Below are 26,087 nucleotides of genomic sequence, written 5' to 3'. Positions count from 1 at the left end.
TTTTAAATAAAAAGTCATGGAAGAAAAAATATTATATACAGTAACCATCTTCTCCGAAAACACAGTAGGACTATTAGGTCAGGTTACAAGTGTTTTTACCCGCCGGCAGCTAAATATAGAGACTCTATCGGTCTCACCATCAGCTTTGCCGGGAATACATAAATTCACAATAACTATCTTTACAGACAGGGATACTATAGTGAAAGTCGTAAAGCAGATAGATAAACGCATTGATGTACTGAAAGCATATTTCAATACCGATGACGAACTTATACATCAGGAAATAGCATTATACAAATTATCTACACCCGATTTTCTAAAAATGGGCACGGTAGAGCAATTGATCAGAAAATACAATGCTAAAATTCTGGAGATAAACGAAAATTGTGTAGTATTGCATAAGACAGGGCATCATGCCGAGACTCAGGCTCTTTTCGAAGAATTAAGTAAGGCAATCGGAGTCCTTCAGTTTATCCGTTCGGGACGTATTGCTATCACAAAATCAAAAATCGAACGTTTGAGTGATATGCTGAAAGAAATTGAACATAAAAAAAATAGCTAATAACACGCGATATAAAGTTTCTGATGCTTGGAAATATAGGGACATATACATATACGATAGATGCATATCTGACCGACTTCAGGGGAAAAGCAACATTACCGATGATCGGAGGATTTATGCTTCAGGCGGCAACCCGACATGCCGAAGAACGAGGATTCGGATATTCGTGCATGGTTAGTAAACAACGGGTATGGGTACTTACCAGAATGAATATTCAATTATCGGGATATCCTGACAATGATACCCAAATCAAATTGCATACCTGGGTATCCGATGTGAATAAGCTATTCACCGAAAGATGTTTCGCTTTTGAAGATCAAAATGGAAATTACTTCGGATATGCACGCTCTTTATGGGCATCGATAGACATACAGACCCGTAGAGCCACAAATGTTTTGGAACTCGAGGGAATGACAGACTTTATCTCCGACAAAGAATGCCCGATTGACAGTGCCGGAAAGATAGTACCAGCAAAAGATTCGGAACTAGCAGACTCTTTTATCGTGAAGTATAGCGATATAGATATAAACAAGCACTTGAACAGCATGAAATACATTGAACATTTCGTGGATATATTTCCGCTTGAGTTATATCAAAAAAAGGAGATTAAAGGCTTTGAGATAAACTATATCACAGAGGGAAAATATGCATCCGAGCTCTCCATATTTAAGAAAGAAATTTCGGATAATATCTATTCTCTTGATATGAGACATGACGACAAGGCGATTTGTGTCGCCAGAGTCACATGGAAATAAATAACGTCTACATTATTAGACGATCATTAATAATAATTCATCTATTTCTTAATAATAAAATTAAAAACACAAAATGGCAGAAATGAATTTTGGAGGAGTTACCGAGCAGGTAGCGACCCGCGAAGAGTTCCCACTGGAAAAAGCAAGAGAAGTTCTTAAAAACGAAACTATTGCAGTTATCGGTTACGGTGTACAAGGTCCCGGACAAGCTCTTAACCTGAGAGATAACGGATTTAATGTAATTATCGGACAACGCAAAGGTGGTAAAACTTGGGAAAAAGCAATCGCTGACGGTTGGGTTCCCGGAGAAACTCTATTCGAAATCGAAGAAGCTGCATCTAAAGGTACTATTATTCAATACCTACTATCAGATGCTGCTCAAATAGAAGTATGGCCTCGCATTAAACCTTATCTTACTGCAGGTAAAGCATTATACTTCTCTCACGGATTCGGTATCACTTACAAAGAACGTACAGGTATTATACCTCCTGCTGATATTGATGTAATCCTTGTAGCACCTAAAGGATCAGGAACAAGCCTTCGCCGTATGTTCCTTGAAGGACGTGGTTTGAATTCGAGCTACGCTGTATTCCAGGATGCAACAGGACGTGCTAAAGAACGTACAATAGCTCTTGGAATCGGAGTCGGATCGGGATATCTTTTCGAAACAGACTTCAAACGTGAAGTATATTCTGACCTTACCGGAGAACGCGGAACATTGATGGGAGCAATACAAGGTATTCTTCTTGCCCAATACGAAGTTCTTCGTGAAAACGGACACTCTCCATCAGAAGCGTTTAACGAAACTGTAGAAGAGCTTACTCAATCTCTTATGCCTCTTTTTGCTGAAAAAGGAATGGACTGGATGTATGCAAACTGTTCTACAACTGCACAACGCGGAGCTTTAGACTGGATGGGACCTTTCCATGATGCAACAAAACCTGTATTCGCAAAACTATATGCAGAAGTTGCTTGTGGCAATGAAGCTCAACGCTCTATTGATACCAATTCAAAACCAGACTATCGCGAAGGATTGGAGAAAGAACTGGAAGCTCTTCGCGAAAGTGAAATGTGGCGTACGGGTGCTGTCGTAAGAAAACTTCGTCCTGAAAACAACTAATTTTTTAAGATTGGCTAATATACTGAGAACCTGTATATATATGTACAGGTTCTCTTTTTTCAGGAATCTTTTCAACTGCTTTTTTCACTCAGAACTTGCATATATAAACAAAAAGCAGTAATATTGCATCCGATTTCAAGAACTAACTTCTTAATCAGGTCCTATAGCTCAGTTGGTTAGAGCATCTGACTCATAATCAGGGGGTCCTTGGTTCAAGCCCAAGTGGGACCACTCCCAAAAGCAATTACAGTAATGTAGTTGCTTTTTTTATTTTATCTTACTTTGAGAATATATCCCATTACCAACATAAATAAATGACAACAAATTTCTAGCTTAATTAACTAATACAAAAACTATTTGTCATAAATAGCAGCATAAAACATCATATATCTAAAAAAACGGACAAATAGCAGCAAAAACAGTCAAGAATTCATCTTTTTCGCAAAAATAACATACATTTACAGAATGCTATAATTTACAAAACATTAAAGACAGACACTAGACCGATTAATCATTATTTTCAATCATAAAACATAGTTTAGACTTGATTCATTGGAGTAGATCACAATGAACAAAACTATAAATACAAACTTGAAAACAACTAAAATATATAGTATATGAAGTTTCGCTTTACTGCTATTCTGTTATTGGCCATTCCGCTGACAATAACAGCGCAAATCGTACAACGTTATAACAGTCCCCGTTCGGGCGATGAAATAATAAAACAGCAGGTCGAATTTAAAGATCCCGGAAGAGAAGGAGAAAACGTCATCTGGGACTTTGGTAAACTCAAATCTATTAATAATCGGTACTCTTTGACTTATTCTTCTCCTGATCTATTGGACAATTCTTACTATATATTGGGACGTGACACAATACAGTCAAATAATGATTCTGTTCAGTCTCTGATCGGCACAGAACATAGCACTATGTATTATTTACAGGTGCAAAATAACAGTCTGTCTGTTCTTGGTCACGAAAATGCAACAACTTCCCTGAAGTATACCCCTTCGTTATTATCAATGACATACCCGACTAACTATAATGAATTGCATCAAAAGCAATATCAATCCAAGGGGCTGTACTCATGCCGTATACCTTTCGAATCACAGGGAGAAATCAAACAGATCGCAGATGCTTATGGTATTATGATTCTTCCGTCGGGAGATACATTGAAAAACGTGATGCGGGTAAAGACCGTCCAAACCATCGAGGAGACCATTTTCGATGTCAATAATAACGTGAATACTATCCTAAATATGAATGTCGAGAATTATAAATGGTTCTCGAAAGGGTATCGTTATCCTATCTTTGAGACGATCAAGACAATTCCTCAGGACTCTTCTGCGAATGAATTTTCCACTGCTTTTTTCTTTCCTCCTCAGGAACACTTGTATCTGGATACAGATCCGGATAATCTGGCAGTTTTGGATAGTTTGTGGAATATTGACCATAATATACCGGATGTGACAGATCCGACTGAAGAACAGCCCAATGCAAATCTCTCCTATAATTTCTATCCTAATCCGGTTGAAAGCATACTTACTGTAGAGTATTATCTTGAGAAGCCATCATCGGTAACGATCTCACTCTACAATCTTGACGGCAGGCTTATAAAAACTGTAGTTAAACCGATTTCATCAAGCGGTATATATACCGAACAGATCGATTGTTCATCCTTAGCTAAGGGAACTTATATTATAAGTATAGGTACGGGTTATAAAGTGTATTCTGATAAAGTGGTTAAGAAATGACAAAGAGAATATCGAAAAATACCTTAAGTATAATGTTCTTGTTGTGTTTAATCACACTTTATTCACACGCAGATAATGGAGTTACTCCTAACCTCAACATTATTCCAACATCCCCTAATGCTGCAGCATTAGGAGCATATGGAGTGGTACCTGTTGATCTACATACAGGAACAATCTCTGTTTCGGTTCCGATATACGATATAAATCTTGATGGAGAAGTGATTCCTATTAGTTTATCATACCGCACAACAGGGGTTAAAGTTGCACAAGAAGCCAGCTCTGTCGGATTAGGATGGACTTTAAATGCAGGAGGATGTATTGTTCGGAATATAAAAGGGTTAGATGATTTTGGCGGAGGTGGATTTTACGATCATCCGGGAGAATTTTTTCCCCCAGGAAACGATCCTTCAGATGACGATTTTAGTGGATTGATTTGGAGAGAAAAGCTATTCGATCCTACTGCTATAGGTTTTAGATCGTATTATTTAGGCGAAATGGATCCTGAACCAGACTCATATTTTTATAATTTCTGTAATAAATCAGGAGAAATGCTTATGAGTGCCGATCAAAAATTTTATTTTCAGAATCATAATGAATTTTTATTTGTAAAAAAAGCAAGCGAATACGAATGGATTTTATATGACTCTAAGGGATATGAATATACATTCTCTCAAATAGAAAGATCTAAAGCTTATTTTAGAACAGATTTAAATGTATATATAAATCCTGAAACAATTCCTAAAAGCTCATTATTTTATACAGACGGCAGCAGGTATGTAATGACTGCGTGGTATTTATCAAAGATTAAATCGCCTAAAAACAATATCGTGGAATTTAAGTATGAAACTGAAGAAATTGAAACTCCTATATCATTTGCCGAAGAAGTATTTTCTTCAATTTATTCAGATCCTGATTTACCTAAAGATTTAGGCAGTAGTTTTAGCTACTACTCTTACTCATATTCTAAGATAGAACAACCTCGTATTAGTCAAATACTTTTTGATAAAGGATCTATAAATTTTTCGTCCTCAGCAAGGTTAGATATTATAGGAGCCAATAAGATCGATAAAATTCAACTCAAGGATAATTCAGGAAATTTAGTAAAAGAAATAAATCTAGCATACTCTTATTTAGGAGTAACAGGTAAACCTCTAACATGCAAAATGTTACTAAATGAAGTTTCTGAGCAATCAGGCGATCAACAAAAAAAATATATACTAAACTATAATTTAGGAGCAACCGGGAAAATACCATCTAAGCAATCTATTGCGACTGACTGGTGGGGGTATTATAACAAAAGTGCTGAACCCAATCTAAATACCGGGTTTAAGACAATTGCAGGCATAACAAATACCTATACTTCTAGTAATAATAATTATTTATCAGGAAGGGACAAGTCTTCTCTGCTTGAGACAACCCTAATTGGAACACTATCTTCAATAACATATCCTACTGGAGGAAGATCTGAATTTATATATGAATTAAACAACTTCCTATCCACACCTGGGCTTGATGGATTAAGTTTAAAAAAAAAAGACACGGTTTTATTTATACTAGATACAGCTCTTAAATATGGAGGGCAAGCAACCATTAATAGTGAACAATTTACGATAGAAAAAGGAGTTCAGAACAAGAAATATTATTGGTACCTCCAGGGTCCTCCCCCATTAGATAATAACCCTTATGAAAACTGGATATTTAATGTATCAATTAATCTACAAAAATTAGAGGATACAAAATGGAAATCGGCCAGAATTTTCACAAAACAGTTCACTTATATGCAACTCTCAAATGGAGAGGCCTTTGATGAAATAAACGCTGTCGAATCAGATGGAACCTATAGACTTGTACTCTCTTATGATATGAATATAGATGATGAAATTCGTAACAACTCATATTTTTCATTTTCTATGACATATTCTAGTCCTTTCGTATATGAAAAAGATAAAGACAAAGAAATACAAGGCAATGGGATTCGAATCAAAAGCATTAAGAATATCCTACCCAATGGGACAGTTAATCTCACAGAGTATGGGTACGTTGATGAATCAGGGAAATCATCAGGAATTATAAAAGCCAATCCGATGCATTACGGACTTGCTTATTTGACCACATCTATCAACTCAATGACTGGGGATGGCTCTCCTACATACAGAAAAATTAAGGAAGCATATTATTTTACAGGACAAACCTCTCCTTTATATAGCGTCTCTAAAAACCATGTAGGCTATTCAATAGTTAAAGAAGATAAAGAAAAAAATGGTTATACAATACAAAAATTTCATAATACAAGTGAAAGTCCTCAGATAAATTTATATACAAAGTATGTCCCGGGCGTCCCAAGTGTTTATGATATATTAGATGGAACTCTTATAGAAAAACAAATTCGAGATTGTAATAACCAGTTAAAAGAACGGAGTTTATATACATATACACTAGGCAAACATCAATTTGTTACAAAAGGATTACGGATGTATAACTTTCCGATGAAAAGCTTAATAGAAAGTGAAACTAATACTCTGCTGCCTAATATATTTTTCTATCCAAGAGAATTTGAAAAATACAATTTAACTCAGGAAATTAATATAAAATACTTTGATAAAGATTCGATCTCAGTTATAAAAGAATACAAATATGATCCTGCCTATTTTATAAATAATAGTACCAAAATCACAGATAGTAAGAAATCAGTAACAGAAAGTATATTAAAATATCCATTTGATTTTACTGATGCTTTAAGTCTAAAAATGAAGAACAATTACATTCTCAATCAACCTATTGAATCAATAGATTTGAAAGATAACGTGATAATCGGGGGCGGAAAGATTTCTTATATAGATACTCTAGGATTATTACTGCCTAATAAATATTATAAACTAGTAGCAGAGAATAATCTTAATCTAAATAATTATTCAAATAAATTTTCTTTGGAGAATACTTTAGGTAATTATACAAACAATGGTCAAATAGGACGTATTATAGGTAAAGATGGATTGATTTCAATCTATTTATGGAGCTATGATGGCCAATACCCTATTGCAGAGATCAAGAATGCAACTTACTCTGAGGTTGAGACTGCAGTTAAGACACTTTTTGGAGTTATCAATATTGATGCATTATCAAAACTGGCAATTCCTAATGAGACAAAACTAAAAGATGGAGATTTACAAAAAACTCTCCCTAAAGCTCTTATCACCACCTATACCTACAAACCCTTAGTTGGGATGACCTCTATGACCGATCCTCGAGGAACAACCACCACTTACGAATACGACTCATTCGGGAGGTTATCCAAAGTAAAAGATGCCAATGGCAAACTGATTAATACTTACGACTATCACTATCAAAACCAATAAACACAAACGATGACAAAATACATAATACTCTATCTGAGTTTGTTGTGTAACCTTTGTGCTTATTCTCAAAGCGAAGTGAATCTGGGAGAAGGAGCTATACCCAATGGAGGCAGTGTCACAGCCTGTACAAAGATAACGCTTCAACCCAAGTTCTCTTTCAAGGCTGATAATACGAAGACCCTGACTCTGAAAATGTCGCCGTCGACCTGTGATCCATTCAATGGTCAGGATATAAACGTAACGGCTGTAGCGGATCATTAAACAATTCGGACCGGGAGACGCATGGGCGAACGCTCCTTCCGAAACAGCCTATCTCACCAATGACCAAACCATGAATGCCTGTATAATGTACACGGTAGGAGGAACCCGTCAGGCTCCGTCTTTGACCAAAGGTGCTAATTATCCGACAGGAGAATTATATGTCACACAAATCAAAGACGAACGGACAGATAATACCAGAGCCATCTCTTACGAGTTTAAAGACAAGCTCGGTCAGGTTGTAATGACACGCCAGATTAATGATGGTGCAAATCTCGATACTTATTATGTTTACGATGATTATGGTAATCTGTGCTATGTGCTGCCTCCTTTAGCCGCAGGAAAGAGCGATACCGCCACCCTCAACTTATTAGCCTATCAATATAAGTTCAATGACCGCAACCTATGTATCTGGAAAAAACTTCCGGGATGTGAACCTGTATATTATGTATATGATAAAGCAGACCGCTTGATCCTGACTCAGGATGGCGAACAAAGACAAAACAGCGAATGGCTGTTCTCTGTGCCCGATGCTCTGGGTAGGGTTGTTCTTAGCGGTATCTGTAAGAATTCATTGGATTATAGCACAAGCCCTCTGCAGTCAACAGTCATAAAAGCAGATTGGAAAAAGGCAACGAACAATTACAAAGGATATGAAGTAAGCGGTATTACGCTATCAACGCCAACGGTACTTACAGTTAATTATTATGATAATTATGAGTTTATCAATCTTAATAGTTTCCCAAACTGGACTTTTATTTCTCAAACCGGATATGGAACTCAGCACGGTAATAATAAAACCCTGCTCACAGGAACAATCATCGCTCAGCTCAATAATACAAACAAATTGCTTTATACAGCTATGTATTATGACCTGAAAGGGCAGTTGATTCAGACCCAAAGCACCAATCATCTAGGAGGAAAAGAAACAGAATACATTGCCTATAATTTTACAGGTCAACCGATAAAAAAACAGCATGTGCATACCAAAGGGACGACTACCCAAACCGAATTATATGCATACGAATACGATCATGCAGGACGATTACTCACAACAAAACATAAGCTGAATACGGGCAGTGAAGTTATTCTGGCACAGAATACATATGATGAGTTGGGACGGTTGAAAACTACTGTTGGTAATAGTCAATCCGCTCTGACAACCAATTATACATACAATATACGGTCGTGGACAAAAAGTATCAACAATACTCTTTTTGTTGAAGCATTAGACTATAAGATGAATGGAGATATAGGTATTCAGACATGGACACAGAATAGTAAGACCCGTAAGTATGTATTTGCATATGACAACATCTCCCGTCTTAAATCTGCAACTTATACAGGCGATGGTAAATTCGGGGCGACTTACACTTACGACAGTCACGGCAATGTCAAGACCTTAACACGGGAAGGATTGACTACGGCAGGAACATACGGAACAATTGATAACCTCACATTCAATTATGATGGAACGGGCAACCAGTTAAAATACATTACGGATGCAGGTCCTAATGTAGCATTGAGTACCAGTTCCGATTTTAAAGATTTCAGTAAGGTAACCACAGCAGAGTATACGTATAATAAGAACGGCGCGATGACCAATGATCTGAATAAAGGCCAGACGGTTTCTTTCAACTCATTGAATCTGCCTCAGGAAATGCTGATCAATAACGCAACTGCCAAGGGAAAGAATTACTATATTTACACAGCTACCGGAGCTAAACTGCAGGTGATACATTTAGTTGATCCCACTCTTCAGATACAACCCGTAACAGGAACATCGAATGATGCGGCTTATCGAAACAAGGACACGACCGACTATGTTGGAAACAAGATATACGAAAACGGAATACTCAACAAAATACTTACGGATAACGGATATATCGAAGGTGGAATTTATTATTTTTACATCAAAGACCACTTAGGCAATAACCGCATAGTGGCGAATGCTTCGGGATCGGTTATTCAGCGGAATAGCTATTATCCATTCGGCATGTCTTTCGGAGAGGAATCCGGGGAGAAGTAGAAAAAACAGAACTTTAGATACAACGATTTACGGAACACAGATAACGTGTTTATTATTTAATCTATTTTATATTTCTCATGAAAATTAAACGTTTGGTAGCTTTTTATATTGATCTTATATCTATCTTATTCCCTGGTGCAATTATAAGCTTGTTCATGGACGAGCACCCACTGACAATTATTATAGTTTTTTCTTTGATATTTTCTTTAATTCTGAATAAAGACATATTAGATGGACAAAGTTTAGGTAAAAGAATCCTCAAACTGAAAGTTGTTAAAAAGAAAGGACAATCTACACCATCCAAATTAATCTGTTGTATTCGGAATATATTCTTATTTCTATGGCCGATTGATTTATTCCTTATATTATTCACAGGGAGAAAATTTGGAGATTATATAGCTCAAACAGAAGTTGTAACGAAAACAAGTGCTTCTGGATTTGTTACCCGAAATATAATAACGAGAAGTATACTGTTCATAATAATAACTGCTGTTATTATTAGCTTAATTCTATACTTTACTGTGTACAATTCCAGATCATACCGATTATTATATATCTAAGTTGATAACCGGTTTCTTTCTCTCTTTAATTATGAAGAAGAATTTAATTTAAATAAATTTGAAAAAAGCATATCATTATCTATATTATCGATTATATAGGTATTATAACTCAGGATTCTTTGTCTTCAAGACAGAGATGAAAGCAAATATAGTATTGTCCATATTAGAGCTTCTCTTTCTTATATCTATCTTCGTTTATTATAAAATTTTCGTTAATCGATATATCCATCTAAATAATAACTTATATATATGGATTGTAACAGGTCTCGTTTATGCTTTTAACTATATAGTATTTCAGTCTCGTGATCAATGGAAAACTATAATAAAAGAATTTGACAACCTAAGTAGGAAAAAGAGGATTATCTATGATATAGCTGTATATATATTTATAGCATTTGTTTTTGCAAATCTAATATTCTCTTTTTATCTAATGAGTCAAATCGATTGGAGTTTATATCGGTAAATCTAATATTTTGAATCGCCTACTTAAGATGTGGAAAGCAACCTCCATCTACTCGGATATGGCATCCGTGGACTAATCAAAAAAGGATTTATAATCAGTCTTCTAGCATATCATTATATTTTTATCTATACCAAAAGTGTTCTTTAAATTTCACAATAATATCTCAACTTGGAAAAGTATACGACTGAAAAGATGTAGTTTTCGAGTAACTTTTGTTACCTTTTGTGTTTATTCAACAAAATAGATATTATTGTTTTGTTCCCATTAAACATTAATTATTAACTCAAAATACAACATGAAAAACTTATTCTTTACATTAATTATTATAACAGGATGTTTCTTTATCACTTTCTGTTCTCGCACACACACAAAATCAAATGACATTGCCGAAGGATGGGATATAGTTCCTCATATAATGAGAAACATATCACCTCCTCAATTCCCCGACACTGTATTCAATATTCTTGATTACGGCGCTAAGTCCGATACAACCTTCAATAGTTTGCCGTCCATCATGACCGCTATAAATGCGTGTAATACGAATGGAGGAGGAAAGGTTCTGATTCCTAAGGGGTCTTATTTAGTGAAGGGCTCAATCATGCTGAAAAGTAATGTTAACCTACATCTCGAGGAAGGTGCAAGATTAGAGTTTTCGACCAACCCTAAAGATTATCTACCGATGGTACTTACTAAATGGGAAGGAACCGAATGTTATAACTACAGCCCATTCATATACAGCTACCAGTCAGTAAACGTAGCACTAACAGGTAAAGGAGAAATCGATGGCAATGGATCTGTTGAATTTAACAGCTGGCGGCAAAAACAAGATCCGGCAACAGATAGACTGCGCCAAATGGGCAACGACTCTATTCCGGTCTATGAACGTGTCTTCGGGGAAGGTTGGTATCTTCGTCCCGGGATGATTCAATTTTTCGGCTGCAAGAATGTATTAGTTGAAGATCTAAAAATATACGACTCTCCATTTTGGATTATCCATCCTGTATATTGTGATAACGTAATCGTGCGAAATGTATATATCGACAGTAATAATCTTAACAATGATGGATGTGACCCCGAATCGTCATCAAATGTATTGATCGAAAATGTCGATTTTAATGTAGGAGATGATGGAATAGCCATCAAATCGGGAAGAGACCAGGAAGGTTGGCAAATAGGACGCGCAACCGAAAATGTGATCATCAGAAATTGCCACTTTGCACGTTGGGCTATAACTATCGGGAGTGAGATGTCGGGAGGAGTACGCAATATATTTATCGAAGACTGTAAAATAGACAGCTGTAGAAATGCCATATATTTTAAGTCGAATCTCGATAGAGGAGGCTTCTTCGAAAATCTGTACATGAGAAATATCGAAGCTGACATTTGCTCGTGGGGAGTCGTTAACTTCCGTACCGATTATCATGGATACAGAGGGGGCAACTACCCCACTCAATTCAGGAATATTACAGTCGAAAACATTGTGTGCAACAGAGTAGATAGTGTCGCTATTATGGCAAACGGGGTTCCCGAAGCTAAATTACACGACATAACATTACGGAATATAAAGGTAAAGAATGCCCCGAAAGCAACTCAAATGAAAAACGTGGTTAATCTAAAACTTGAGAATGTCGAAGTCAATGGAAAATTAATAAGCAAAAATGATGAATAAGAAGATTGTCTTAAGGTCTCAGACCGTTTTATTGACTTAGCAAGCATAACAGCAAGAGTAAGTTATCATATTAGAATACTACATTAAACACTTTCTGTTGCTTATTTATTTGTTTTTCTTATTATTTCAGAGAATAGATATTCGGGGCTTTTCTGTAATTTTACTTCAAAAAGTATTCCATGAATTCAAAACTGAAAGGAACTCTATATGCCGTTATTTCTGCGGTAAGCTATGGAACAAATCCACTAGGAGCACTATCCTTATACAAAGAAGGGGTAAATGCCAATTCCGTTCTGTTTTACAGATTTTCCTTAGCTGCAATCATTCTCGGAGGACTAATGCTCGTTCAAAAAAAGTCTTTCAGGATAACTCCGAAGGAATTACTTATTATCAGCAGCTTAGGGATACTTTTTGGAATATCATCGCTAAGCCTGTTCACTAGTTTTCATTATATGGATGCAGGAATAGCTTCTACTATATTATTTGTATACCCTGTAATGGTTGCAGTAATAATGGCTATGGTCTTTAAAGAGAAAGTATCACTCACTACCGCTTTATCGATTCTTTTTGCTCTAGCCGGAATTTCTCTCCTTTACAAGAATGAGGGAGGCAGTACATTAAGTTCTATCGGTGTACTGTTAGTCATGACATCTTCCCTTAGCTATGCCGTCTATATTATAATTGTAAACAAATCGTCATTAACCATGTCATCGGTGAAACTCACATTTTATGTGCTTCTTTTCTGTATGCTGACAATTGCTATACACTCCCTCAGCTCAGAGGCCAACCATTTACAGATGCTGACCACACCATCCATGTGGATGTGGGCTGGAATGCTGGCTTTAGTTCCTACTATAATATCCTTAATAACGATGGTTAAGGCTGTACATGCTATTGGTTCTACCCCGACAGCTATTATGGGAGCACTAGAGCCACTGACAGCTGTTGTCATAGGAGTTTCCGCTTTTGGAGAACTCTTCTCTATGCGGATGGCAGTGGGTATACTGATGATTTTATTTGCTGTAATTCTTATAATTGCGGGAAAGTCTTTACACCCTCAGTTTTTACTGGCAACGGTCAATAATGCCAGACATACATTACAGAAGTATTTTAGATGGAGATAGTATTTTTCATCTCTGGTTTAATATCCTCAAAACCATCTCCCGACGCTGCCTTGAGATAACAATACTAGTTCCATCTTTCATTTGAATATATCCGCCATCAGTTTTCACAAAGCTCTTCACTTCATTCAGATTTATAAGATGCGACTGGTGTACCCTCAGAAAATCATATGCAGTCAGCAGCTCATCGTACTCTTTCAGCGTCTTTGAAATTAATAGCTTATCTCCATTTTTCAGATAAAAATTTGTATAGTTTCCATCAGCTTGACAACGAACGATATCAGCCACTGCTACAAACTCTATCTTATCAGACAAAGGCAGAGCGATAACCTTATTAAGAGAATCACGGTGTTGGTTTTCAAGCAGATTAACCATACGGAGATTAGTCATCCTATTCTGTATTGATTTTGCGGCTTTATCCACTGCCCGGAGGAGTTCGATTGTATCGATAGGCTTTACAATATAATCCAACGCAGAAAACTTAATAGCCTTAACCGCATAATTCGTAAATGCTGTCACAAAAATGACTTCAAAATTCAAGTCAGATAAACTTTCCATCATCGAAAAACCATCACCTCCGGGCATTTCAATGTCGAGAAAAACCAAATCGGGTTTCAGCTCTAAGATCTTTTGTCTCCCTTCCAAAGCTGAAGAGCAAAGAGCTACAACCTCCAAATCAGGACAATAATCTTTGAGTTTACTATAGAGATTCTCTCTGTTGTGCTGTTCATCTTCAACAATTACACCTCTTATCTTATATTTTATATCTTCCATATTATCAGATTCTTTATCCATCAAACAGGAATACTAAGAATAACCCTGCATCCTTTTGTTATTCCATCCTGCTCTACATTTTCTATTTGTATGCCTATATTCAAGTGCAAGTCTTTATTCAATAAAGCTAGCCGCTCTCGGGTAGATTTCAAACCGAAACCTTTCGTTTTACTCTCTATATCCGGCATAAATCCACTACCGGTATCAGTTACCTGAGCATATAAAATTTGATCTTTCAGACTGAAATCAATTATAACATTTCCTCCTCCATAAGGAACAATCCCATGTTTTATCGCATTTTCAACAATAGGCTGAATAAGCATTCCCGGAATTTCCTCTATCTCAGTTTCTATATTTTCATCGACCACAATAGAATAAGTAAAAGGAACACGCAATTGCTCTAAGTGCAAATATAAACTAATGAGAGCTATCTCATCCGACAAAGGAATCAGCCTTTTCTCTGAAGAATTCAACACAATACGAAGAAGTTTTGCAAAATTAACGAGATATTCATCTGCTTCCTTCCTTTTATCCTGAGCTATAAGATTTTGAATAGAACCTAAAGCATTAAATGTAAAATGAGGATTCATCTGTGCCCTGATAGCCTTGAGTTCGAGTTCAAGTAACTGCCTCCTCACCCTCTCCTGCCTTTTCACGAAGAAACGCACAAGAAAGAATGTAACAAGAACAGCCGCTAATATAATCAAAACAAAGGGTAAGACCCTGCTCAAAGCAGAGTCTTTTGTTTTTAAGGTATCCATATCATCCTGTATCAACCGAATCAGAAAGTGAGGAGAATCTATATATTTGCTGTTTTGCCATCGATCTACAATAGTACCGTCATTCCTCATCACGATATAAGCATCTGGATTAGACGCTACCTTATATCGATAATCTCTGATGACTTTATCGGGCACAAAATACAAGAACTGATGAATCTTATTATTTTTCTCAAAAAGAGATTTTTGGGATTCTCCGGTAACAATATAAACTTTTACTTTCTTCTCCAATTTGGCTTTTTTAATCTCGTCTTCGAAATTGCTTAGTCTTTTTTCGAAAAACCGATCATCCGGATTGTTACCTAAATTGTCGCTTACAAAGAGAACTATGTATTCATCAGACTTATTTCCAATCGAAAGGTATTTCTCGACATCCAGATCCAAGCCTTTCAAATTGGCTCCCGGCTCAACTTTCAATAATTTCTCATGCAAATCGACAACCGGAGTCCGAAACTCAGGAATACTACATCTTTCAATAAAATATTTATACTCCCTTTCGCTTTCATTCAACTGAAAATAAATCATTTGATCTTTCAAGGCTTCGCTTGTCAAATAAAACCTCGGATATCCCCAGAAGATAGCATCGGCAAAATAAAATTTCATAATATTCCCTTGTAAATACCTTATACCGGTGAGTATACTATTATTTGCCTGCCGTGCTTTAAAGTCAAAAAATGTCTGAATAAGATCCCCGTAATTATAGGGCTGGTACAAATAATCGGTAAAAGGATAGAGATTCGTAAAATGCTTATCACCCCAAGGTATATTGCTCTCGTCATGATACCTCTGTCCCCAATCTCTCATTACATTCTCATTATAGATTATCATCTTCTGAGCCGCATACCAATAGTCGAATGAAAGCTTGGCTGATTTTACCCAATACTCATTCATCGAAGATTCATATTTGCTGAACTCTGTATTGAAAACCGACTCAGCTTGTGCAAAAAAGTCGCCTGACCTCTTCTCCCCCTTATATAATAGCGGCACTATTGCATTCGTAAATATACTATTTATAGACCCTTTACCTGAGATCTTATATTCGCTATTAATGGAAGCTACATTAAGAGAATCTCCGGGAGTAAGATCCAGTATAACGTTTTCAAAATAAACCCGCTTAGGTTCGGATAAAAATAAATCAAACTGATAAGTATTTTCATCTTTATGAACCGGCTTTATTTTAATGTCTCCGTTAGAAATAAAAACCTGATCTTCTTCAATATCTACAGGAACAGTCAGTTTTATCTGAGTATTCGGATTTAAATCGAATGAAGCCGAACTTAACTGAATAAATGCAGGACTTTCAGAATTTTTTTTAACATCGGGACTCAAATCAATCAGCCAAGGCATGGACAGTCCTTCTTTAAGATTCTTCGTCCATCGATTAAAATAAGATTGCAGAGCAGATTTTACTATAAAATCAAAATTCAGAGTATAATCTAATATCGTTCCATCAAAATGAACCATACTTAACCCCTTTGGTATCTCGAAGATCTGTGCATACCACATTTTAGCTGACCTCCCACTTTTCGGGTCGTCAGTCTGTTTCGGAAAATTAACGCTCACCTCTCCGGTATTATTAGCTAGCGATGCTGTAACCAAGTTATTCTCAAAAAGAAAGAAACGCGACTTTCCATCAAAATAATCGCCGTAATAACTGAAGTCTAAATAATTATTTACTCCTACACCTTCTCTCTTTAATAAATCCGGATAATTCAGATTCGGATAGCATATATACCAGTTAAAAGGTCTTACAGCCATGCGTACTGAATCTTTATCTACAGATAAAACAATAAATTCGACATCTATTTTCTGTACATTATCATAACTCCAGACCGACGAAGGCTCTGACTTTCCGACAGGAACAGTAATTTTCAAGCTAAACGAATCTCCCGCTTTCAAATCCTTGACCGAAGTAACACTCTTGCTCCAAATCTCAACAGATAAGACTGAGAATAGCATGAACGCAATTAACAATATTCTTTTCATAGCAAACAAATTTAATTAACAGATTTCATTTCGTATCATAAAATTATATATCTGTCAATTCTTAAAATCAGAAGTTTATCAAACAGTCTCACCGACTTATTATACTACCTATCTTATCTATTATTCAAAAGTACATACCAATAAAAGCAAATAAGACCGGAAGAAAAACTTCCGGCCTCATTTATCAAATACTTAGGCAAACCGTAAATAAATCAATCTTTAAGTATTACTTTATTGCTGCAATACGACTGATATATTTTCCGATAATATCGAATTCTAAATTAATAACCGAGCCTACTTTAAACTGATGAAAGTTTGTATGCTCGTATGTAAATGGAATAATAGCTACCTGAAAAGAATTATCTGTAGGATTACATACAGTAAGGCTTACACCATTTACCGTAACCGATCCTTTATCTACTGTAAGATATCCTTTTTTTGCCATCTCTTTATCGTAATCATACTCAAAAGTAAAATACCAGCTGCCATCCGCTTCATCAATAGCGATGCAACGGGCGGTCTGGTCAACATGTCCTTGAACGATATGCCCGTCAAGGCGTCCGTTCATTAACATACTGCGCTCCACATTTACCTTATCTCCGAGATTTAACAATCCGAGATTCGATCTTTCCAACGTTTCCTTTACAGCTGTCACAGTATAAGAATCTTCGGTAAGATCTACAACCGTAAGACACACCCCATTATGGGCGATGCTTTGATCTATTTTCAGCTCTTTCACAAAAGAACAACCGAGAGTCAGATGTATATTTTCATTTTCCTTCCGGATATTTTTTATAATAGCTGCATCTTCAACAATTCCTGAAAACATATCCTTATATTTTTTTGATTATTCAATCTATGTTTACAATTAACTACAATCATATCAACAATATAGCCAATACAAAAAGGACTCAACCCTTAAAGGGATACAAAGATACAAAATAAAAACCAGAGAAAAGAGCAAAAAAAATTATCTGAAATTTAGCGTTTGATTATTAGACTAATAGTGTATCTTTGCAAACTGAAACGTATATTTAAAGATCTATAAGGTTTTGATGACCGAATTTGTTAAACTCAGCATAAAAAACTGACATACTTACATATTAACAAAAAGATATAAAACCTCATATTCAACCACATAAACAAAGAGCAACAAACGTAAAATTAACTAAATAAATGAAGAAAGTAAGTCTTATTTTATTTCTTATAGCACTAATCGTATCAGGGATAAATGCTCAACCAAACCGTAAATATCGAGATTGCGGTATTTTATTCGAAGTTAGTAATAACCCAAACTGGGGATACGGCGAACCCGTAATAACATACGTACAGCCTTTCTCTTCTGCATACAATGCGGGATTGAAACGTGGCGACATCATAATGGAAGTCAACGGCTCTGCAACCTATCTAAGAAACAGCCAAACAATAGCAGGATGGCTTACCGGAGGCAGCGAAAGGGATATGACTTTAACTATTAGAAATATCAATACCTATTTTAAAGAATACAAAGTAGAGGCAGAGACCAGAGTTATGAATTCCATCAGTGAATTTGATCTGGCATCTATGTATTCTTTTTATAGCATAGAAAGCACCAGCGACAGATCATTTACCTTACCTCTGAAAGTGAATCCGAATCAAAATGTTGACTTTTCGGATTATCACACATTCGATTTCATCAATGAGGGTACATCTGTTCCCGAAATAGACCATTACATAAACAAAATAATTGAAGAAGCTCTTATTGATCGAGGTTTAACAAGAAGCAGCAACGATCCTGACATTATTGTACAATCGTACTACAGTTATCAGCCGAATGTTAAATACAGTTCTGCAGGTAGAATTCAAAATCAAAAGACATGGAGATTCGATCCTGAAACCCGTCAGATGATTCAGGTTCCGATACTTTCGGGCGATGATGTGAATGCAGAAACAAAAGGACAATATGTACTTGAATTAGGAATCAGATTTTTCGACAAAAAGTATATCAGTAAAGATAAAATGACTCAGATTTGGGATTGCAAAGCAACCGAATACCTTACTTCCGATTATGATTTATCTGAATACACCCGTATACATGCACCTCTCATGATGATGCAATATCCTTACACCACGGCCAAAACATCAGCTAAATATCTTGTCAACTACAAAGGATTTAATTACACAGGTATGAATTTTGATAACAAAGACCTCAAAACCCTTGCCAGTGTAGACGAAAACTCTCCTGCCTACAAAGCCGGACTAAGAGCCGGTGATGTTGTTGAAAAGATCAACAATGTAAACTTTAAATATACAAAAGCAGAACAGGAGAACGGCTATAAGCGATTCATCATTGAATCAATGAAATACCGAAATCCTAAAACTCGCTTTATCGATGCCAACGGATTCCCTGACTGTATGATATGGAGTATCAACAAATATGCAGAAGTTTCGGATCTTTTCAAAAAAGAGCCTATATATACGCCATGTTTTAGCTATCTTTACGCATTCCAAAAATTCGTCCCATCCAACTCCGCCAAATCGGTGAAGGTTGAGGTGAAAAGCGGAAACAATACAAAAGATGTTCAGATCATACCCGAGTTACAGACTTCGGTAGACATAAAGGCACTCTGATAATTTTAAAAACATTATAAATATTATTAGAGGATAGCCAGTATCGGTTATCCTCTAATTTTGAGGTAAAATATGATTACAGTATCTAATTTAGGAATTCAGTTTGGAAAGAGAGTGTTATTTCAAGATGTGAATTTGAAATTTACACCGGGCAATTGTTATGGTATAATCGGTGCGAATGGAGCCGGAAAATCTACTTTCTTAAAAATATTAAGTGGAGAAAAAGATGCAACACAAGGTTCTTTTTCAATGCTCCCAAACGAGCGTATGTCTGTTCTGTCGCAGGATCACTTTGCGTATGACGATCAGACGGTATTGAATACAGTGCTACAAGGACATACAATATTGTGGGATATAATGACCGAAAAAGACACATTATATGCTAAAGCAGACTTTACGGACGAAGACGGAATCAGAGCTTCTGAATTAGAAGAAAAATTTGCAGAACTCGAAGGATGGAATGCTGAAAACGATGCAGCGGCATTATTAAGCGGGTTAGGGATAAAAGACGAACTTCATCAACAAATGATGCGGGATATGAGCGGTCAGCAAAAAGTGCGTATCCTTTTGGCTCGCGCCCTCTTCGGAAACCCCGACAACCTGTTGCTCGATGAGCCTACCAATGACTTGGACATTGATACAGTTATGTGGCTGGAACAATACCTTGCCAATTTCGAAAATACTGTATTAGTCGTATCACACGACCGTCACTTCCTCGATTCTGTATGTACACATACTGTAGATATCGATTTCGGAAAAGTAAACCTTTACCCCGGAAACTATAGCTTCTGGTACGAATCGAGCCAGCTGGCACTTCGTCAACAAGCTCAACAAAACAAAAAAGCCGAAGAAAAGAAAAAAGAACTCGAAGAATTTATCCGCCGTTTCAGTGCCAACGTAGCTAAGTCTAAACAGACCACAAGCCGTAAAAAGATGTTGGAAAAGCTAAACATTGAGGAGATAAAACCTTCGTCTCGAAAATATCCGGGAATCATTTTCACTCCTGATCGTGAACCTGGAAACAAGATTCTGGAAGTAAAAAATCTGAAGGCATCTGTCGAAGGCACAGTCTTGTTCGATAATGTAAACCTGAATATCGAAAAAGAAGACCATGTCGTTTTTCTTTCAAAAGATCCCAGAGCGATGACCGCTTTCTTCGAAATCATCAATGGATACCAGAATCCAGACAATGGATCATTCGAATGGGGACAGACTATCACTGAGGCTTACCTTCCTCTTGACAATTCGGAATATTTCAAAATAGACCAAAATTTAGTTGAGTGGTTATCTCAGTTCTCTGATGACACTAGTGAAATATACATCAAAGGATTTTTAGGGAGAATGTTATTCTCCGGAGAAGAAGTACTTAAAAGTGCCAAAGTATTATCAGGAGGAGAAAAAATGCGCTGTATGCTTGCACGTATGATGATGAAGAGTGCGAACTGCCTGGTATTAGATTCTCCTACAAATCACCTCGATCTGGAATCTATTCAGGCATTCAATAATACTCTGAAGCAATTCAAAGGCATTATTTTGATGTCGTCTCATGACCACGAATTCATCCAGACAACTTGTAACCGTATAATAGAACTGACTCCAAACGGGATCATTGATAAATATATGGATTATGACGATTATATCGTATCTCCCGAAATCAAAGCATTAAGAGAGAAAATGTATTAAGATTTAAAGATTACGATCTAACAACCTAAAATAATAACGGCAGCCCCATAACTAGGCTGCCGTTTTCGCATCTCTGCGATCCATTAAATATAATAATAAAAACTAGTCGCTAAGTAATTTTACGGCATCCACATATTGGGCAATTCCCATTGCCACACGCTTTGCATCTCTCATGGCTAAAACAACGGTTTGAGGAGTATGCACCACATCACCTCCCGCAAAAACTCCTTTTCGTGTAGTCATCCCATACGGATGATCTTTTGTAATCACATATCCTGCTTCATTTATTTCGATACCAAGAGAGGTCGACACGATGCGGTTTGCAGGCTTAGACCCGATAGCAATCAAAACACGATCGACCGGAATTGTAACTTCTCCCGACAAATCTATTGCCTTCAAAGCTTTCAAGGTATTATTTTCTCCAAGAAACTCTCTGGTTTCGGTCTGCCATCTGAATTTCACACCTTCTTCCAGAGCCTCATTATATTCCGTTTGCAGAGCAGGCATGTTTTCCATCGTATCATTTGAAACAATCGTTACTTCTTTGGCTCCCATCCGTATTGCTGTACGGGCGGTATCCATCGCAACATTACCGGCCCCGATCACAATTACATTTTCACCCTCGATCAAGGGCACGGCTGCCCGCCCTATCTCTTCACTATTGAACAAACTAACCATTCGAAGAAAATAAGAAGCCTGCAATACTCTATATAACTTTATTCCTTTTATATCTAAAGTCTTGGGGACGGAAGTACCAGATCCGATAAACACAGCATCAAATTCGTGAGACAACATACCATCAACAGTAATTTTTTCGCCGACAACGCAATCATTAATAAATGTCACGCCCAATGCTTCGATCTTTTGCACCTCCCGCCTGACTATTTCATGAGGCAGTCGATATTCGGGAATACCGTACATCAATACTCCTCCGGACTCTTTCTGCCCTTCGAAAACCACAACATTAAAACCTTCCCGGGCAAGATCTCCAGCAACAGTCAATCCGGCAGGCCCCGAACCAATAACGGCCACCTTTCCCCTTGTTTTGGGTTTTAGCTTACGCTTTATCAACTCCATCTCACTATCGAAGTCCGCAATAAAACGCTCCAACTTACCCACTCTCACGGGATTATTCTTTTTGTTAAGAATACAATGCCCCTCGCACTGCTTCTCATGAGGACATACTCTGCCGCAAATCGCAGGAAGATTACTCTTTTCATTGATAATCTGCATTGCACCTCCAATATTGCCCATTGATAATTCGTGAATAAATCCGGGAATATCATGTTCTATCGGGCAACCCTGAATACAGAGCGGAGTTTTACAATTAAGGCATCTTTTTGCTTCCTTAATTGCTTCTTTCATTGTATAGCTTACATTTATCTCAGCAAAGCTACCACTACGCTTGTCTTCTGTACGAAGTTCCATAAATCAAATATTGATAATCAAACCTTGCAAATATAGTTATTTTATGTAATACATACATAACAAAATAAGAATCATTGCTTTTTCATACAACTAATACAATATAGTTATAGCACATGTCTAAAATTCCATTTTAGACAATACTTTTTAATCCAAAGAAATAACTACCTTTGCGGCTGAAGTTTCGAGAAATCGGAACATTTTTGTTGTGCAAAAAAAATATATCATCAAATAAGTTCTTTTAAGGTCTCAGTCCTATTTACTGGCAGATTCAAGAACAACAGCTATTAAGTTGTTATTCTCTTAAATATGTCTATAAATGCGTTCTGTTACTGACTTAGAATAGAAACACTAAAAAAAGGTCATGGAATACAATTTCAAAGAAATCGAAAAACGTTGGCAAGAGTTTTGGACAGATCAGAAAATCTACAAAGTTGTAGAGAACAAAGATAAACCAAAATACTATGTCCTCGACATGTTTCCGTACCCTTCGGGTGCAGGATTACACGTTGGACACCCTCTTGGCTACATTGCATCGGATATTTACAGCCGTTACAAGCGTTTGCAAGGTTTCAATGTATTGCATCCTATGGGTTATGACGCCTACGGACTACCCGCTGAGCAATATGCGATACAAACAGGTCAGCATCCGTCAATCACAACCAATCAGAATATCAAAAGATACAAAGAACAATTAGACAAAATAGGTTTTTCTTTTGACTGGGATCGTGAAATCAGAACCTGCGAACCCGAATATTACAAATGGACTCAATGGGCATTTGTACAAATGTTTGAATCATATTATTGCTATGACGAACAACAAGCCCGCCCAATAACAGAACTTATTTCCGTTTTTGAACAACAGGGTTCTGAGGGTATGAACATAGCTTGCAGCGAAGAATTATTATTCACGGCTGATGAATGGAAATCCAAAACTGAAAAAGAAAAACAGGAAATCCTTTTAAATTACCGTATCGCTTATCTGGGCGAAACAATGGTAAATTGGTGTGCTGCACTAGGAACTGTTCTTGCCAATGATGAGGTAATCAACGGCTTGTCGGAACGTGGCGGATACCCCGTTGAACAGCGCAAAATGCGTCAATGGTGCCTTCGTGTTTCGGCTTATGCACAACGATTGTTGGAAGGGTTGGATAAAATAGACTGGACAGACTCTTTAAAAGAAACCCAGAAAAACTGGATCGGACGTTCGGAAGGTGCCGAAATGAAATTCAAGGTAAAAGATTCAGATATTGAACTCGAAATATTTACAACCCGTGCCGATACCGTTTTTGGGGTGACCTTTATGGTACTTGCTCCCGAAAGCGATTATGTGTCATTGTTGACTAAACCAAATCAGCAGGCTGAAGTAGATGCTTATCTGCAAGCAACCAAAAAGAGAACGGAACGAGAACGTCAGGCAGAGAAAAAAGTATCGGGAGTATTCTCCGGATCACATGCTATCAACCCTTTGAACGGAAAAGAAATTCCGATCTGGATTGCGGATTACGTACTTGCCGGATACGGAACGGGGGCAATTATGGCTGTACCTGCTCACGACAGCAGAGACTATGCTTTTGCAAAACATTTCAATCTGCCGATTATCCCGCTTGTAGAAGGATGCGATATCTCGGAAGAGAGTTATGATGCAAAAGAGGGTATCGTTACTAATTCTGATTTTCTGAATGGACTGACTGTAAAAGAAGCTATATCGAAAGCAAAACAATACATCGAAGAAAAAGGCATCGGAAAGGTGAAAACCAATTACCGGCTTCGCGATGCTATATTTTCGCGTCAAAGATACTGGGGCGAACCATTCCCCGTCTATTACAAAGACGGAATGCCTTATATGCTGCCAATAGATAAACTTCCTTTGGAATTGCCGGAGGTAAGCAAATTTTTACCAACCGAAACAGGCGAACCACCTCTTGGAAACGCCGTAAAATGGGCTTGGGACAGTGTAAAACAAGAAATAGTAGACAAATCGGAAATAAACGACACTACCATATTTCCCTTGGAATTGAATACAATGCCCGGATTTGCAGGATCATCGGCTTATTACCTTCGATATATGGATCCTCATAATAATGAGGCATTAGTGAGTAAGGCTAAAGACGAATACTGGCGGAATGTCGATTTATACATCGGAGGAACAGAGCATGCTACCGGTCACTTGATATACAGCCGCTTCTGGAATAAGTTCCTATTCGACATCAATGTTTCATGTGAGGATGAACCATTCCAAAAGCTGATTAATCAGGGAATGATACAAGGACGAAGCAATTTTGTATATCGTATCAACGGAACAAATAAGTTCGTTTCTTTCGGGTTGAAAGATCAGCACGAGACAACAGAGTTGCATGTAGATGTAAATATTGTGAGCAACGATATCCTTGATTTAGAGGCATTCAAAGCATGGCGTCCCGAATTTGCAAATGCAGAATTTATCCTTGAAGAGGATAAATACATATGTGGTTACGGTGTAGAAAAAATGTCAAAATCACTATACAATGTGGTTAATCCCGATAACATTGTCGAAAAATATGGAGCAGATACACTTCGTTTGTATGAAATGTTCCTTGGACCTTTGGAGCAATCCAAACCTTGGGATACAAACGGAATAGACGGAGTACACCGATTCCTTCGCCGCTTCTGGAATTTATTCTATAACGGAGAAGAAGTTTCTATTTCAGATGATACTCCTACAAAAGACGAACTGAAATCATTGCATAAGTTGATAAAGAAAGTGACTCAAGACATTGAAAATTTCTCTTTCAACACCTCAGTATCAGCCTTTATGATCTGTGTTAATGAATTGACATCATTGAAATGCAACAAAAAGGCAATACTAGAGCAGCTTATTACAGTAATAGCTCCATTTGCTCCCCATATCGCCGAACAATTGTGGAACACTTTGGGCTACACAACTACTGTATGTGATGCACAATGGCCAGAACACAACGAAGATTATCTGAAAGAAGATGTTATTAATTATACCATCTCCTTTAATGGGAAAGCCCGATTCACGATTGAATTTGCAGCTGACGCAGCGAATAACGAAATAGAATCGACAGTTTTAAATCATGCCAATTCTCAGAAATGGCTCGAAGGAAAAACACCTAAGAAGGTAATTATCGTACCAAAGAAAATCGTAAACGTCGTATTATAATTAATTATACGGATATA

17 protein-coding genes and 1 tRNA gene are annotated in these 26,087 nt (G+C 37.0%); 14 read left to right on the top strand and 4 right to left on the bottom strand.

All coding sequences use genetic code 11. The annotated features are described in order from the left end of the window. Nucleotides 1-16 precede the first annotated feature (16 nt). From ilvN to K322_RS0105475, 11 genes are all read left to right on the top strand, one after another. Nucleotides 17-562 carry an acetolactate synthase small subunit gene (gene ilvN / locus K322_RS0105530; protein WP_026625989.1) on the top strand — a complete coding sequence of 182 codons (546 nt, stop codon included), beginning with the start codon at nucleotides 17-19 and terminating at the stop codon, nucleotides 560-562. Nucleotides 563-585: 23 nt separating this feature from the next. Next, entirely contained in the window at nucleotides 586-1,317 is a 732-nt protein-coding gene (locus tag K322_RS0105525; protein ID WP_035331416.1) for an acyl-[acyl-carrier-protein] thioesterase, read from the top strand. A gap of 73 nt (nucleotides 1,318-1,390) precedes the next feature. Continuing rightward, entirely contained in the window at nucleotides 1,391-2,437 is a 1,047-nt protein-coding gene (gene ilvC, locus K322_RS0105520; RefSeq protein ID WP_026625987.1) for a ketol-acid reductoisomerase, read from the top strand. Nucleotides 2,438-2,594: 157 nt separating this feature from the next. Further along, nucleotides 2,595-2,668, top strand: a tRNA-Ile gene (locus K322_RS0105515). Nucleotides 2,669-3,054: 386 nt separating this feature from the next. Then, on the top strand, nucleotides 3,055-4,191 hold the full coding sequence (locus K322_RS18675) for a T9SS type A sorting domain-containing protein (RefSeq protein ID WP_051290657.1): 1,137 nt from the start codon (nucleotides 3,055-3,057) through the stop codon (nucleotides 4,189-4,191). After that, nucleotides 4,188-7,547 (top strand): RHS repeat domain-containing protein, encoded by a 3,360-nt coding sequence (locus K322_RS0105505; RefSeq protein WP_026625985.1) that lies wholly within the window; start codon nucleotides 4,188-4,190, stop codon nucleotides 7,545-7,547. Before K322_RS18675 ends, K322_RS0105505 begins: the two co-directional genes overlap by 4 nt. Nucleotides 7,548-7,556: 9 nt before the next feature. Further along, nucleotides 7,557-7,808: a hypothetical protein gene (locus K322_RS20160; RefSeq protein ID WP_026625984.1), complete on the top strand. Its 252-nt coding sequence runs from the start codon at nucleotides 7,557-7,559 to the stop codon at nucleotides 7,806-7,808. Between the two features lie 85 nt (nucleotides 7,809-7,893). Continuing rightward, nucleotides 7,894-9,834: an RHS repeat domain-containing protein gene (locus K322_RS18670; RefSeq protein ID WP_221406996.1), complete on the top strand. Its 1,941-nt coding sequence runs from the start codon at nucleotides 7,894-7,896 to the stop codon at nucleotides 9,832-9,834. 77 nt (nucleotides 9,835-9,911) lie between these two features. Then, nucleotides 9,912-10,394 (top strand): RDD family protein, encoded by a 483-nt coding sequence (locus tag K322_RS21335; RefSeq protein ID WP_026625983.1) that lies wholly within the window; start codon nucleotides 9,912-9,914, stop codon nucleotides 10,392-10,394. A gap of 758 nt (nucleotides 10,395-11,152) precedes the next feature. Further along, nucleotides 11,153-12,526: a glycoside hydrolase family 28 protein gene (locus K322_RS0105480; RefSeq protein ID WP_026625981.1), complete on the top strand. Its 1,374-nt coding sequence runs from the start codon at nucleotides 11,153-11,155 to the stop codon at nucleotides 12,524-12,526. A 179-nt stretch (nucleotides 12,527-12,705) separates the two neighbouring features. Further along, nucleotides 12,706-13,650 carry a DMT family transporter gene (locus tag K322_RS0105475; protein ID WP_026625980.1) on the top strand — a complete coding sequence of 315 codons (945 nt, stop codon included), beginning with the start codon at nucleotides 12,706-12,708 and terminating at the stop codon, nucleotides 13,648-13,650. 6 nt (nucleotides 13,651-13,656) lie between these two features. Here K322_RS0105475 and K322_RS0105470 read toward each other — a convergent pair whose 3' ends face one another. The 3 genes from K322_RS0105470 to K322_RS0105460 form a co-directional block, all read right to left on the bottom strand. Further along, nucleotides 13,657-14,442 (bottom strand): LytR/AlgR family response regulator transcription factor, encoded by a 786-nt coding sequence (locus K322_RS0105470; RefSeq protein WP_260202613.1) that lies wholly within the window; start codon nucleotides 14,440-14,442, stop codon nucleotides 13,657-13,659. Next, nucleotides 14,442-17,186, bottom strand: coding sequence for a sensor histidine kinase (locus K322_RS20155; RefSeq protein ID WP_026625978.1), 2,745 nt, complete (start codon nucleotides 17,184-17,186; stop codon nucleotides 14,442-14,444). Before K322_RS20155 ends, K322_RS0105470 begins: the two co-directional genes overlap by 1 nt. 226 nt (nucleotides 17,187-17,412) lie before the next feature. Beyond that, nucleotides 17,413-18,015 carry a riboflavin synthase gene (locus K322_RS0105460; protein ID WP_026625977.1) on the bottom strand — a complete coding sequence of 201 codons (603 nt, stop codon included), beginning with the start codon at nucleotides 18,013-18,015 and terminating at the stop codon, nucleotides 17,413-17,415. A 347-nt stretch (nucleotides 18,016-18,362) separates the two neighbouring features. On the opposite strand from K322_RS0105460, the gene K322_RS0105455 reads away from it, so the two are divergent. Together K322_RS0105455 and K322_RS0105450 are read left to right on the top strand one after the other, a co-directional pair. Further along, entirely contained in the window at nucleotides 18,363-19,796 is a 1,434-nt protein-coding gene (locus K322_RS0105455) for a PDZ domain-containing protein (protein ID WP_026625976.1), read from the top strand. A 72-nt stretch (nucleotides 19,797-19,868) separates the two neighbouring features. Then, nucleotides 19,869-21,479 carry an ABC-F family ATP-binding cassette domain-containing protein gene (locus K322_RS0105450; RefSeq protein ID WP_026625975.1) on the top strand — a complete coding sequence of 537 codons (1,611 nt, stop codon included), beginning with the start codon at nucleotides 19,869-19,871 and terminating at the stop codon, nucleotides 21,477-21,479. Between the two features lie 102 nt (nucleotides 21,480-21,581). On the opposite strand, the gene K322_RS0105445 is transcribed toward K322_RS0105450, so the two are convergent. Beyond that, on the bottom strand, nucleotides 21,582-22,907 hold the full coding sequence (locus K322_RS0105445) for an NAD(P)-dependent oxidoreductase (protein ID WP_026625974.1): 1,326 nt from the start codon (nucleotides 22,905-22,907) through the stop codon (nucleotides 21,582-21,584). A gap of 361 nt (nucleotides 22,908-23,268) precedes the next feature. On the opposite strand from K322_RS0105445, the gene leuS reads away from it, so the two are divergent. Further along, a complete protein-coding gene (gene leuS / locus K322_RS0105440; RefSeq protein ID WP_026625973.1) occupies nucleotides 23,269-26,070 on the top strand; it encodes a leucine--tRNA ligase in 2,802 nt (933 codons plus the stop codon). The last annotated feature ends 17 nt before the right edge of the window (nucleotides 26,071-26,087 follow it).

The sequence above is a fragment of the Indolivaga capnocytophagoides DSM 22835 genome (assembly GCF_000426485.1).
GTDB classification, from domain to species: Bacteria; Bacteroidota; Bacteroidia; order Bacteroidales; family Dysgonomonadaceae; genus Dysgonomonas_A; species Dysgonomonas_A capnocytophagoides.
Note: the sequence above shows the minus strand (reverse complement) of the source record. Positions and strands in the feature narration are given on the sequence as shown.